Raw genomic sequence first — 13,775 nt, forward strand, 5'->3', positions numbered from 1 at the left:
TGAGAGGAAGAAGCATACATGAAAAGAAGAATTTGTTTCGTACTTGACTGCATACCGGGCGCCGGAACACCGTAAACTAATGCATATTCCAACAGTCCAATCAGGCCCGGGGGCGCCGCCCCGGGGACAAGGAGGATGGAACCAATTGCGTCAGGACAAAAAACACCTCACCCGGGCGCTGGCCCTGCTGTTTGCGGTGAATATCCTGGTCATTTCTCTGCTGCAGACGGCGGCGGAGGCAGCCACTTACCGGCAGGGGTCTACCGGCGCGCCGGTGCGTACCATTCAGACCAAACTCAAGCGGTGGGGGTACTATGACGGAGCGGTGGACGGCATTTACGGCAGCGGTACTACCGCCGCGGTGAAGTATTTTCAGCGGAAGAACGGCCTCACCGCTGACGGCGTGGTGGGACCAGCCACTCTAAAAGCCCTGGGTATGCCGTCTACCGGCGGGAGCACAGCCTCCAACGCCCAGTCGGCAGATGTGGAGCTGCTGGCACGGGTCATCTCAGCCGAGGCCCGGGGAGAGCCCTACAGCGGCCAGGTGGCGGTGGGAGCGGTGATCCTCAACCGGGTGGACCATCCCTCCTTTCCCAATTCCATCGCCGGTGTGGTCTACCAGCCGGGGGCGTTTACCTGCATGATGGACGGGCAGTTTGACAAGCCGGTGGCCGAATCCTCGGTCCGGGCGGCCCGGGACGCCATCAACGGCGCGGATCCCAGCGGCGGCGCCATCTACTACTTCAATCCCAACACCGCCACCAGCGCCTGGATCTGGAGCCGCCCCCTCATCAAGGTCATCGGCAAACACCGCTTCTGCTCCTGAGGGCGCGCCGGGCTGCGCCCGTCCCGGAAAAAAGCCTGCGCATCAGAGAACAGAGGGCCCCATCCTCCCCGGAGGATGGGGCCCGGTGCATGCCTGGGAGCGCAGCGGAAAAGACAGGTCCGGAAGACCGCTGAACGGCCTTCCGGACGGGAGCGGGACGCCTCCGGTCAGGAGAGGTCCAGCATCGTGCGGTGGAGAGGGGTATAGACCAGCCGGCCACGGTCCCACTCCGAGCGGAAAAGGGTCATGTAGCTCATATCAAAGGTCATGGGAGGGAGCAGGCGCTCCAGCTCCGCCATATCAAAGTCAGCCGCAAGCCGGACCTGGCGGGCCAGGCTGGCGTGAGGCTGATAGGGCTTGTCGCTGACGGGGAATCCCTCCTCCCGCAGAGCGGCGGCCAGTCTGGACTGAAACTCCATCAGGGCGGGGCTGGGCTCCACGCCCATCCACCAGAGGTCGCCCTCCTTCAGGTGGAACTGACCGATCCCGGTGCTGACCAGAAGAAAGGGAGCGCTTCTGACCCGGTCCATGGCGGCGACCACGGCAGGGACGCGATCGTCGTCCGTCTCCCCCAGAAAGGCCAGCGTGATGTGGAAGTTCCCGCGCGGCGTTGGGATGCAGTGTTCCGTGTGATTGCGGAGATAGTAGGTGGCCATGTCCATCCGGTCTTTCCAGAGTGAAGGCAGGCCAACGGCGATGAAGAGACGCATAAAAATCCCCCTTTGTATACATATAGTATATCAAAGGGGGACATGGCATGCAAGGGGTCAGCTCTCCATATGACGGCCCAAAAAGCCGGAAATGGTCTGGGCCAGCTTGTATTCGGTCTCGCTGGTGGACAGTTCCCCGCCGCCGCCGGCGAAAAGGACGCAGCCCAGCACGTCTCCCTCGGACAAAATGGGGGCGGCGCAGGCGATGAAGAACTGGCTGTTGTCATCGCTGACGGGCAAAGGCTGGGCGCCGCTCTGGTACTGATAGATGCCGCGGCCCTCCATGATCTGCTCCAGCGCGGAGGAGATGCGCTTGTCGGTCAGTTCCCGCTTTGCGCTGCCCGCCACAGCAAGGCAGGCGTCCCGGTCAGTGATGACCGCGATGCGGCCGGTGGTCTTGTTGAGGGTCTCGCACATCTGCCCGGCAAAATCCCCAAGCCCTCCCATCAGGGAGTATTTTTTAAAGATGACCCCGCCCTCGCTGTTGGTGTAGATCTCCAGCGGGTCGCCCTCACGGATGCGCATGGTACGGCGAATCTCCTTTGGAATGACCACCCGGCCGAGGTCGTCGATCCGGCGCACGATTCCGGTTGCTTTCATATCTCGATTCCTCCCATGGCGTTTGGTGACATGGGTTAGTATCCTCAGGAAACGGCAGGATATGCGGAAATTGGGATGGATTTGTCTGGAAACAGGTGCGGGACCGGGAGAGCGGGGCGGAAAAACAGGATGGTTACATAATGAAGTCACGAAGATTACGCTTTTGTTACAGTTACCTCCAGCCCCTTGACCCCTGAAAAATCTTCATGTATAGTAAATACGACCTGATGAGAGGATGTTACCTTTCAAAGGGAAAATTTGTAAGGAGGAAATCCAAATGAGAAACCTCAAGAGAGCTCTCAGCGCTGCTCTGGCTTCCGTCATGGTCCTGGGCCTGATGGTCGTCGGCGCCTCCGCCGCGAGCTACGAGGATTTCACCGACAAGGCTGAAATCCAGCACAAGGAGGCCGTCTCCATGGTCACCGAGCTGGGCGTCATCGCCGGCCTGACCGACGGCAGCTATGGCCCCGCCATGAACATCGACCGCGCTTCCTTCGCCCGCCTGGTCTGCGTGACCCTGAACGGCGGCAAGGAGCCCATGCTGGGCAACCTGAAGACCACCTTCACCGACACCCAGGGCAACTGGGCTGAGAAGTACATCGCCTACTGTGTGGACCGCTCCATCATCGCCGGCAAGGGCAACAACACCTTCGCTCCCTCCGCCAACGTGACCGGTTCCGAGGCTGCCAAGATGCTGCTGGTGGCTCTGGGCTACAACCCCGTGTACGAGGGCATCGGCGGCGCCACCTGGCAGGTCACCACCGACGTTCTGGCCAACCAGGCCGGTCTGTACGATGATCTGGACGGCATGAACACCTCCGCTCCTCTGACCCGCGATCAGGCCGCTCAGATGATCTACAACACTCTGAACGCCAATGTGGTGTCCTACTCCTGGACCCTGAACGCCAACGGCAGCACCATCGCTGTCCAGAACAAGGCCGCCAAGACCATGCTCGAGGACAAGTTCGGCGCCGTTAAGGTCGAGGGTATCGTTCTGGCCAACGACATCGCCTCTGTTGACTCCGGCAAAGACGCTGTGGGCGTTCAGAGCGACGGCAAGACCTATGTTAAGGTCACCAACTCCGAGGACAGCCTGAACTCCGGTTCCTTCAAGGTCGACACCGGCCTGGATATGCTGGGCAAGTCCGTTATCCTGTACGCCAAGAAGGGCTCCAATGACTCCGCTGCCAAGGCCACTGTGCTGGGCAACGTGATCGTCAGCGAGGACAACGTGGTCGCCACCGCTACCGGCTCCAAGAAGCCCAGCGCTCTGGCCAGCGACAACGATCTGAAGCTGGGCGGCAAGATCTTCGTGAACTACGCCGCTGCTGAGGCGCTGACCCTGGACAAGGACGGCAAGAACCTGAAGGGCGCCACCCTGACCCTCATCGACAACGACGATGACGGCAAGGTGGACTTCCAGATCCAGACCATGAAGGCCTTCGGTAAGGTCACTGCTTACAGCACCAAGTCCGACGGCAACATCACCGTCACCATTAGCAAGAGCGACAACACCGGCTTTGCGGGCACCTTCTCCAGCACCAACGCCGCTGACGACGTTGAGGGCTTCGCCGATGTGAAGAAGGACGACTATGTCTTTGTGACCAAGATCAACGACACCATGATCGTTGAGAAGGCCAAGTCCGTTACCGGCACCGTGCAGTCCATCAAGGGCTCCAAGGTCACTGTGGACGGCACTGCTTACGAGCAGTCCGGCCTGGTCAAGAACGTTGACGGCACCAACAGCCTGACCGCCGCTCTGGCTGACAGCCTGAAGGACGAGGTCAAGCTGTACCTGGATGAGTGCGGCTACGTGGTCATGGTGGACGACGTTGACTCCGAGAGCAACTACCTGGTCGTGACCAAGCTCGCCGCTGCCACCGGCTTCGGCGACACTAAGGATGCCAAGGTCGTTCTGGCTGACGGCACCAAGGCTACCGTCACCGTGAACCTGGACGATGAGGACTATGTCCAGAATCCCAAGGAGAACACCCTGTACACCTACTCCACCGACAAGGACGGCAACTACAACCTGAAGGCTGTCAAGGGCGGCGACATCGAGCTGGCCGACAGCAAGCTGGTCAAGGGCCGCGTGGCCCTCGCCAAGGATAAGGACGGTGCTGTAACCCTGAAGGCCAACAGCTCCACCGTGTTCGTCATCGGCAACGGCGACAGCTACAAGGTCTACACCGGCGTGGCCAACGTGCCCAACACCACCGTTGATGCCAAGGCTATCGTTCTGGCTGATGTTACCACCGGCACCGCCGAGTTCGTGTACGTCTCCGACAGCACTGCTGCTGCCGACAGCACCGACAAGGTCTATGTCACCGGTGATATGACTGTGACCATGGACGACAACGGCGACAAGGTCTACAGCTGGGATGTCGTGAAGGACGGCGCTGTCATCACTGTCACCGGCAAGAGCACCGCTTTCGCCGAGGGCAAGGGCCTGTATGAGGTCGAGATGAACGGCACCGAGGTCACCAGCGACAAGCAGATTGCTACCGCGGCTACCGTGGACGAGGCTGCTGACGGCGTGCTGACCCTGACCAAGGGCAAGACCTACTCCTACAATGATGCTACCAAGTTCATCACTGTGGACGGCACCGACCTGACCGAGGCTTCCGACGGCACCATCGTCACCGTGAAGGACGCCACCGAGGAGTCCGGCGACCGCAGCGAGGTCATCGTCGTGGCCGACAAGGACAACGCCAACCTGGCTGCTTACGTCTACATCATCGAGTAATCGCTGATCTGACGGGGGCACAAAAACACCCATAACGTGTTTCACCCCCGGGCCAAACGGCCCGGGGGTGTTTTTGTCCCAAAATCGCGCTATGCGATTACCAGGCCGTAGTCCAGGACCTCCATGGTCTCCGCCTCCAGCCGCCGCAGGATGAGCTCCACCGTCCAGTCCCCGGCGGCAAAGCCGGAACGGAGCAGGAAGGCGCTCTCGGTGCAGGGCGTGCCGTCCAGTCCGACCGTGGAGCGGGTCTCCGTGGGGGTGAGGACCTGACGGTATCCGCCCCCGTCGGTAATGGCCAGGGCCATCTTACCTCCGGTGTGCCGCACCCAGGCCAGCACGCTGTCCGCCGCCGGGACGCCGGCATAGACGGCCCGGAACCAGCCCGTGGCCCCGGTAACGGGGGTGAAGTGGAACACGCCGCCCGCCCCAACACGGTCACCAGCGGCGGGATAGAGGTAACCATGGCTGGTCTCAACGGTGAGACGGACCGAGCAGACGTCCCGGGCGCCGATCTGCAGGGGTTCAGGCCACTCCAGCAGCAGCTCCGCTGAGTTGCGGTAATTAAGCTCTGGGGTCACGGCGGTGGTTACAGACCGCTCCGCGCCGTTGACCATGGCCCGGGCGGTGACTGTGTGGGCCATGATGGCATCGTTATAGTTGAATACCTGGCAGGTGAAGCCGGTCCAGAGCCCGCCGTGGTCGGGGGAGCGCTCCGGGCTGGTCCGCTCCGATTTCTCGCCTACATCATCGTAATACCCCAGGTCGATATCGCCCTGCTCTGCGCCGTACAGTGCCAGCCGCCCGCCGGTGAGAAAGACCTGCGGCGCGCGAAGGGCGCCCGCCGCCTCATCCTCACGGAAGGCGCTGAAGAGAAGCCCTTTTTTGTAGCCGGTGTACTTGCCCTCGTAATGATTTTGCAGCATCAGGTTGTAAATATCATAGGCATTCGCCTCCCCATTCCCGCGCAGACGGTCAAGCACTGTGTCCAATCTGGAAAAATCAGTGTTGAAATCGGTGCGGAGAAACGGATCGGCGCTCTCCCACTGATGCAGCCCAAAATGTTCTGTGTACTGTGCCATTTGGCATCCCTCCTCAGTGCAGGAAGGAGATGTTCTTCTATTGGGGACAATTCTATCCCCCTTCCACAAAAAACAGGTGTATTTTCCTTGAAAACGCTCTGCTGTGCAGGGCGTTTTTTTGTGCGATAAGGGCTGGAAGATATATATATAGATATTACAAATATAATGAGGGAGCCGTATAGGCTTAAACAATTGTTAAAGGTTTCAAAGCTATGCTATACTTAGCTCAATACAATCGGCTATGTTGTATTTATTTTACCTATTTAAAACGGCTCGCGGAATGTTCGAATTTCGAAATATCGTTCCGCGGGCTGTGCAGCGAAATGGAGGGATCGGCGGACTGCAAGGCGGACATGTCCACGTTGTGAGCACAGCAACAGTTCCAAAATAACATAGAAAAGGAGAACATAATGAAAGTATCGAAATGGAGAAGAGTTACAGGCCTTCTTCTGGCGATGCTGATGCTGGTGCAGACCTTCGGAGGCGCACTGGCGGCTGGCATGCCGGAGGGCCACTGGTGCCAGGCGGAGATGGAAGCCTTCGCGGAGCAGGGCATCATTACCGGGGACAGTAGCGGCGATCTCCGGCCGGATGAGCTCATCACCCGGGCGGAATTCGTCCGCATCGTAAACGGAGTATTCGGCTTCCTGCGGACAGGGAAAGCGAACTTCTCCGATGTAAAGGATTCCGACTGGTTCAGCGCGGATGTGGCTGCCGCGGCACGGGTGGGCTATATGGCCGGTTATCCGGATGGAACGGCCCGCCCCACCGACCATATCACACGGCAGGAGGCTGCCAGGATCGTGATGACGGTCCTGGACGAAGCCCGCAAGGGCAGCAGCTCCCTGTTTACCGACAGCGCGCAGGCCGGCGCCTGGGCGCGGGATTCCATCGAGGCGGCCGGTGAACTGGGCGTGATCGCCGGCTATCCGGACGGTTCCTTCCGGCCGGAGCGGAATATCTCCCGGGCTGAGACCGTGATGATGCTGTCCCGGGCGGTCCCCGGCATTTACATTAAAACGGGCGTTTACAGCGAGAATACCCGTGGTTCCGTGGTGGTTGGCGCCGAGGATGTGACCCTGCGGGATATGGTGATCGAAGGCAACCTGTATGTCACTGAGGGTTGTGCCGGAACGCTTACGCTGGACAATGTGACCGTGAAGGGCCGCATCATCGTTACCGGCGGCAGCGAGCGGACTGTGGAGCTGGCCGATTGTACCATCCACAGCATCGATGTGAAGGCCGATGCGGTCAACACCAAGATCGTCGTGAAGGACGGCACCCAGGTGGATGCCGTCACCGTGAGCGGCGCGGTGGATATTGAGGTGCAGAAGGGCGGTCATGTTGACAGCATTACCGTAGATGCCGAGGGTGCCAAGATCCACGGTGCGGGCAAGGCGGACGAGATCAAGGCCAACGAGCAGACCACCGTAGCCGGCAAGCCCGTGAAGCCCGGCACGACCACCGATCTGAACGCCTCTTCCGGCGGCTCCGGCAGTTCCGGCGGCGGCGGTGGCGGCGGCAGCACCGAGCCCGCGGTCAAGTATGAGATGACCGCCAGCCTGAACAAGACCAGCTATGATATTAATGAGAGCATTGTGGTCACAGGCGGTGTGACCGCGGACGGCAAGGCCGCCGCCAATGTGCCGCTGACCTACACCATTACCGCGGTGGAGGAGAACAAGCGTGCCGCCGCTGACCAGGTGTTTACCGGCGAGGATGGAACGTTTACCTTTACCTTTGCCATGCCTGAGGGCTCTCAGGCCGGCGAATATCTCCTCAAGCTGCATGCAGGCAAGCCTGCCCAGCTGGATAAAGAGCTCAGCTTTACGGTGACCGGCCTGGTCCAGGTGGACCGGAGCGCCCTCAAAGCCGAGATCGACCGGGCAAAGGCGCTTCTGGAGCATGCGTCTGAGTATACCAGTTCCACCTGGAGCGCGTTTGAGACCGCACTGACGGAGGCTGAGAGCACCTATGCTGACGGCGAAGCCACTCAGGCTGTAGTCAACGGCGCGAAGGACAGCCTGACCGCCGCCATTACCGGCCTGACCAAAAAAGCGGATAAGACCGCCCTGGCCGCCGCCATCGAGGAGGCCAGGAAGCTGGATGAGTCCGCGTATACGGCGGGCTCCTTCGACAGAGTCAAGGAAGCCCTGTCCTATGCCGAAGAGGTGATGGAGAACGGCGACGCCTCCAAGACGATCGCGGACAAGGCCGCCAAGGATCTGAGGGACGCCATTGCCGCCCTGGAGGAAAAGGGTTCCGTGGACGCCGCTCTCAAGCTGAACGGCGCCGCCGCCCCCGAGCGCTATCGCGCGCTGCTGGCCGAGGGCAAGACCTTCCCCAACAACGGCGATTCCCTGCTCTGGGTCACCGAGGGCAGCGCCGCGGGCGATCCCGCCGTGACGGTCGTCTCCTCCGATCCCACCGTACTGGCGGTGACGCAGGACCAGACCGATTTGAAGAACTTCGCCGTGACCGGCACGCTTGCCAAGACCGGAACAACGGTCCTGACCTTCAGGACCGAGTGGGACGGAACCTCCAAGAGCGCTGAAATGACGGTAGTGGTGGTCAACGCCGCCACAGTGGAGAGCCTGACCAAGGCCGTTGCGGAGGGTAAGACCCTCAACAGCGAGGATTACAAGGCTGAGGGCTGGACCGCTTTCGCCGCCGCGCTGAACGCCGCGGAGGGCAGGCTGAACGACCTGGCCGCCTCTGAGGACGACCTGGCCGCCGCTCTGGCCGGTCTGAAGGAGAAGAAGGACGCTCTGGTCAACAAGAATCAGAGCGACATCGAGGTCTGGTTCACCGAGGCCAACAAGAGCGAGCGCCTGACGGAGTTTACCCTCTATCAGGATTACCAGAAGAATATGACTCTCCATACCGGCACCAGCGGCTCCGATATCAAGGAGTTCGTGTTTGAGGGCGATCCTGCCGGCGGATTCAATGTTCAGGACGCATGGACGAGCGACCAGGCGCACAAGAATATCAGTCTGCGGGTCACGAACCTGGGTACCTTTGAGCTGAAAGCCACGGTCAAGTTCAATGACGGCACCTTCTCCACGGCGGTGCTGAAGTGCACCACTGTGCCGCAGGTGGACAACAAGGCCCTGAAGGCGGCAGTGGATGCGGGCAAGAAGCTGGTTTCCGACCAGTACACGACCGAGACCTGGGCACCTTTTGCCGAGGCTTTGACCGCTGCTGACGCCGTATATAAGCAGAGCACCAGCGCCACTGTCACTCAGAAAGAACTGGACGACGCCCTGGCCGCGCTGAACACTGCGATGGCGAGCCTGGAGGCGCTGCCCATCGACAAGACTGATCTGAAGGTCACCTGGTATCAGGGCACGATCAGCAGCACGGACGAGGTCCCTGAGACGGTACGTACCAGCCTCGGCAGCAGCCTGCCCGCTTCCGGCAGCTACTGGCTGACGGTGACGGGCCTGCAGAAGGGCCAGATCCAGTCGGTGGAGGTCCTTTTTGACGAAAACTATATTACCAAGGGAACCTCTACAGAAGGAACATCTGACAGTAATCCCTACGTGTACCGCTGGAGATTCTGGTGCAGAGTCAAGGCCGAAGGCACCAGCCAGATCACCGGAAAGGTCACTCTGATCGACGGCACCGTCATTGAGAAGAGCTTTACCATTACCACTGAGCCCGAGGTTGTCCCCGTGGACAAGAGCGAGCTGACCGCGCTTATCGCTGCGGTAGACGCACTGAATGAGGCGGATTATACGCCGGCGAGCTGGGAGAAGCTGACCGCCGCTAAGACCGCCGCTCAGGCTGTTGTGGATAACGACGCGGCCACGGCGGACGATGTGGCCAACGCTCTGGCTGCGCTGACCAAAGCGAAAGATGAGCTGGCCGAGGCTGAGCCTGTGGACAAGAGCGAGCTGACCGCGCTGGTGGCCAAGGCGGAGGCGCTGAACGAGAAGGACTACAGCGCTTCCACCTGGAAGAACCTGACCACCGCCAAAACTGCCGCTCAGACGGTGCTGGACAACAGCGCGGCCACGGCGGACGATGTGTCCACGGCCCTGATTAACCTGCAGAGCGCCATGGACAAGCTGGCGGGCCGTGTGACCACAACGGTCTTCAGCAAGAAGTTGCTGGATGCGGAGAAGCGGGTGGCGGCGGCCTATACTGAGACCAGTTGGACCGCTTTCCAGACTGCCCTGACCGCCGCCCAGGCCACGTTTAAGGATGATACGGCAACCATTCCCGCTGTGAATCAGGCCTATGATACTCTGGTGGCGGCCATGAACGGGCTGATGTGGAAGGACGATGTGGTGTTCAAGACCTTCCAGACCGCGCCCGATCTGGTGTACAGCGCAAACTACATCAGCGACAGTGATTATGATTCTTCTGCCTGGGAGACCGAGATGAAAGCGGGGAGCGAGGGCGCGACTCACTTCCGGGCCCTGCTGGGCGGCCACGGCACCGACGTGGGACCGCTTGCCGAGGAGTATGCGATGTTCTTTGGTGACATCAAGCTGACCAAGGCGGAGATCGAGGCTGCGCTGCTGGCGCAGGACGAGATGCTGGTCTTTGAGACCTACACCGAGATTGCCGGGACCAATGTGGTCTCCCGCTATGTCACCTACCTGCCCGTGAACGACGGCAAGGACCGCGCCAGCCTCCACAGCGCGGTGGAGGCCGCCAAGGCCCTGAAGAGCGACGCGGAGAAGTGGGCTGCCATCCAGACCGCCCTGACCGAGGCCCGGACTGTCTACCGCGATCCCGCTGCCGGCCAGGCGGCCATCACCGCCGCGGCCACGAAGCTCAGCGACGCCGTAGCCGCCCTGAACGGCGGCGAGGTCGATCCCCCCGCGGGCGATATCAAGGACATCGGACTCGTATATGATGCAACCAATGCCTCTGCATTTATCATCAGCGGAGATCCCGGAGAGTATCCGGACGCCTATTTCCAGGTGGTGGCTGGCGAGTATGCCAGCGTGATCGATGAGGAGTATGGGCTGTATGTGTATGGGAACTATCCTGGCCCCTTGTACGATGCCGGACTTGCGGAGCCTTCTGAGGGTATGGTGGAGTACATCCAGACTACGGTCCAGCAGAACGGGAAATATGTCGTTACCATTAAGCTGTTTGGGGACGCGGAGGGTTCTGAACCTCTGATGGAGAACGGCCAGGCGGTGGAATTCCAGGTGTACCTGACCATCGAATAATTACCCAGGTTAAACCTTAAGTAAAAGCCGGCCGCGCGGGAGCACTGGCTCCCGCGCGGCAGCGGTCTATCATCCAGAGAATGAAGAAAAGAAGGTGAACGCTTCATGAAGAGACACCTTAAGAGACCCCTTTCCCTGCTTGTGCTCTTCGCGCTGCTCTTTTCGGTGGCCAGCCCTGCTCTGGCCGCGGATGTGGAGCAGCCGGTGGAGGTTTCGCTGGTCCGGCCGGTGGAGCGGATCGAGACCCGGCACATCCAGGACCTGGACGTCCAGGCCCGGAACACCGAGCAAAAGAGCCGGGAGATCCGTCTGGTGACGGCCCTGGTGGACTACAAGGGCGGCATGATCAGCCGCTCAGTTTCTCAGCTGACGCTGGGAGCGGAGGGAACGGCGGCCGCCACAGAGCACGTCAAGATCCTGCCCAAGGCCTATGAGGTCCGGATCTTTGCCGAGAGCCTGGGCGGCAGCGTGGTGTCCAATGTGATCCGGGTGCCCATCAAGGGCGGCTTCTCAATAAAGGATATCGCCAGCATCAGGACGCTGCGGGTCAGCGTGCCCCAGTGGTCCGCCTTCACCATGCCGGAAATGCTGGAAGCCACCATGTACACCGGCGAGGTGGAGTATGTCCCCGTGGTGTGGGACAATGCGCCTGATCTGACCCGGGCGGGCGTCTATACGCTGACGGGCCATGTGGACGGCTACAGCAGCCAGAAGGTCGCCATGACCGTGACGGTGCTGGCGGCGGATAAGATCGTGGGGATCGAACCGGTCACAGTCACTGTAGATCAGGGCACGCCCTACAGCCTGCCCATGACAGTACGGGCGCGGATGTACAGCGGACAGACCGCGTTTGTCCCCGTGAGCTGGGAGGGAACGGCAAGCACCGCCCAGCCCGGCACCTTTTCCTTTACCGGAACGGCCATTGGCTGGGCGGAGCCGGTCCGTCTGACTCTGACCGTGACGGGCGCCTCCCCTGACGCGGTCTATTCCTTCCAAAACGCGGATCTGGAAGAGGTCACTGCCTATGAATTGGGCTGCGAGCCCGGGACTATTACCCGGCGGCAGCTGGCCTCCATTACAGAACTGGACGCCTCCTATCTCAGTGATCCCGATCTGACCGACCTGCGGCAGTTTACCGGGCTGAAGCGCCTGACGCTGTGGATGAGCGGCGTGGAGGACCTGTCCCCGCTGTCTGCCCTCACCGGGCTGGAAAAGCTGGATCTCTACGGAAACGAGACGCTGGAGGACATTGCACCCCTGTTTGAGCTGCGCAGCCTTCGTTCCCTGAAACTGAAGGAAACAGCTGTGACGGATTTCTCCCCCGTGGCTCCCTATTATGACGCGCTGACGGAGCGGGACTTCACGCTCACGATGCTGGAGGCGGACCGCGACGGCAACGCCGCGCTCTCGCTTTCCTGCGGTCAGACTTACCGAATGCCTTTCTGCATCAAGCTCTGGGACGGCAGCTATGCCCGGATGGAATGGGACCAGCGGGAGATCCCGCCTCAGGAGGAGGGCGAACTGGCTGTTACCGGCCGTGTGCTGGGCGCCGGTACGCCGGTTACCGTGTATTGTACGGTCACAGACAAAGAGGACTACCCCATCGTGTGGCATGACGAGGCGCTGGAAAAGGGTGTCCGCAAGGCCATCGACAAACCCAAGGGCACCGTCTATTATTCCGACGTCAAGTATCTGCGGGAGCTGGACTGCTTTGCCCTGGGCATCCATTCGCTGGAAGATCTGCAGCACATGCATAACCTGACCTATCTGGGTGTGGCGGCCAATTACCTGGATGACAGCCAGTGGAAGTATATCAAGCATCTGACCAAGCTGGAATACCTGGATGTGGCCATGAACAGCTTTACTGTGCTGCCTGCGGGGATCTTCAATAACATGAGCAACCTCATCGAGATCTGTGCGGATGAAAATAAGATCACCCGCATCGAGCCGGGTGCGTTCTTGGGTCAGGAGGATCTGGACACTTTGATGCTGGAGGAGAACTATGGCCTGACTTCCATCTCCGAGGTCCGAAATATTCCCGGCCTGAAGAATCTTTTTATAGGAAGGACCCCCGTCAGCTCGCTGGAACCCCTCCGGGAGCTGCAGGACCTGGAGGAGCTCTGGGCGGACGAATGTCCCATCCGTGACATTTCGATGCTGGCCGGTAAGACTAAACTGACCCGTGTCAAGATCGGGAACAGCAAGAACGCCGGAGCGATCACTGATATTTCGGCGCTGCGAGACGCGGAAAACCTGTACTGGGTGGTAGTCAGCGGCAATCAGATCTCCGATATCTCCTGCCTGGAGGGAAAGAGCAAGCTGAAGTTCCTGGACGCGGGCTATAATCAGATATCCAACGTCTCGGCTTTGGAGAGCTGTACAGCATTGGAGATGGCTACGCTGAAGAACAACAACATCACGGATGTGACGCCTCTGGGTAATATGAAGAGCATCACCAGCCTCTACCTGCAGTACAACCGTATCGCCGACGTGAAGCCGCTGAAGAAGTTGACGCAGCTGAAGAACCTGTATCTGGCGGGCAACCCGGTTACCGATTTTTCGCCGCTGCGGGAGATTTATGAAAAGCTGATCGGCAAGGACTTCTACGTGTAAGTGCGTACGGCC

General features: G+C 60.3%; 7 protein-coding genes. 4 read left to right on the forward strand and 3 right to left on the reverse strand.

Annotated features, from left to right (window positions below; all coding sequences use genetic code 11):
- The first annotated feature begins 145 nt into the window (after positions 1-145).
- Positions 146-826, forward strand: coding sequence for a spore cortex-lytic enzyme (gene sleB / locus ACTNBZ_RS00775; RefSeq protein WP_441207736.1), 681 nt, complete (start codon positions 146-148; stop codon positions 824-826).
- Between the two features lie 167 nt (positions 827-993).
- Here sleB and thpR read toward each other — a convergent pair whose 3' ends face one another.
- Both thpR and ACTNBZ_RS00785 read right to left on the reverse strand, forming a co-directional pair.
- Complete coding sequence (gene thpR / locus ACTNBZ_RS00780; RefSeq protein WP_441207737.1) at positions 994-1,536, reverse strand: RNA 2',3'-cyclic phosphodiesterase; 543 nt, start codon at positions 1,534-1,536, stop codon at positions 994-996.
- Between the two features lie 57 nt (positions 1,537-1,593).
- On the reverse strand, positions 1,594-2,136 hold the full coding sequence (locus tag ACTNBZ_RS00785) for a stage V sporulation T C-terminal domain-containing protein (protein ID WP_441207738.1): 543 nt from the start codon (positions 2,134-2,136) through the stop codon (positions 1,594-1,596).
- 277 nt (positions 2,137-2,413) lie between these two features.
- On the opposite strand from ACTNBZ_RS00785, the gene ACTNBZ_RS00790 reads away from it, so the two are divergent.
- Positions 2,414-4,882 carry an S-layer homology domain-containing protein gene (locus ACTNBZ_RS00790; protein WP_441207739.1) on the forward strand — a complete coding sequence of 823 codons (2,469 nt, stop codon included), beginning with the start codon at positions 2,414-2,416 and terminating at the stop codon, positions 4,880-4,882.
- Between the two features lie 89 nt (positions 4,883-4,971).
- Here the strand turns inward: ACTNBZ_RS00790 and ACTNBZ_RS00795 are convergent, their stop codons facing one another.
- A complete protein-coding gene (locus ACTNBZ_RS00795) occupies positions 4,972-5,961 on the reverse strand; it encodes a hypothetical protein (protein ID WP_441207740.1) in 990 nt (329 codons plus the stop codon).
- A 410-nt stretch (positions 5,962-6,371) separates the two neighbouring features.
- On the opposite strand from ACTNBZ_RS00795, the gene ACTNBZ_RS00800 reads away from it, so the two are divergent.
- Both ACTNBZ_RS00800 and ACTNBZ_RS00805 read left to right on the forward strand, forming a co-directional pair.
- Positions 6,372-11,150, forward strand: coding sequence for an S-layer homology domain-containing protein (locus ACTNBZ_RS00800; protein WP_441207741.1), 4,779 nt, complete (start codon positions 6,372-6,374; stop codon positions 11,148-11,150).
- A 105-nt stretch (positions 11,151-11,255) separates the two neighbouring features.
- Positions 11,256-13,763: a leucine-rich repeat domain-containing protein gene (locus ACTNBZ_RS00805; protein WP_441207742.1), complete on the forward strand. Its 2,508-nt coding sequence runs from the start codon at positions 11,256-11,258 to the stop codon at positions 13,761-13,763.
- The last annotated feature ends 12 nt before the right edge of the window (positions 13,764-13,775 follow it).

It is taken from the genome of Pseudoflavonifractor sp. HCP28S3_F10 (genome assembly GCF_052065415.1).
Classification (GTDB): domain Bacteria; phylum Bacillota; class Clostridia; order Oscillospirales; family Oscillospiraceae; genus Pseudoflavonifractor_A.

What these genes read in the sequence shown, in the direction of transcription:
- thpR (WP_441207737.1), bottom strand. Translation starts at nt 1,536, where the DNA reads ATGCGTCTCTTCATCGCCGTTGGCCTGCCTTCACTCTGGAAAGACCGG.
- ACTNBZ_RS00785 (WP_441207738.1), bottom strand. Translation starts at nt 2,136, where the DNA reads ATGAAAGCAACCGGAATCGTGCGCCGGATCGACGACCTCGGCCGGGTG.
- ACTNBZ_RS00790 (WP_441207739.1), top strand. Translation starts at nt 2,414, where the DNA reads ATGAGAAACCTCAAGAGAGCTCTCAGCGCTGCTCTGGCTTCCGTCATG.
- ACTNBZ_RS00795 (WP_441207740.1), bottom strand. Translation starts at nt 5,961, where the DNA reads ATGGCACAGTACACAGAACATTTTGGGCTGCATCAGTGGGAGAGCGCC.
- ACTNBZ_RS00800 (WP_441207741.1), top strand. Translation starts at nt 6,372, where the DNA reads ATGAAAGTATCGAAATGGAGAAGAGTTACAGGCCTTCTTCTGGCGATG.
- ACTNBZ_RS00805 (WP_441207742.1), top strand. Translation starts at nt 11,256, where the DNA reads ATGAAGAGACACCTTAAGAGACCCCTTTCCCTGCTTGTGCTCTTCGCG.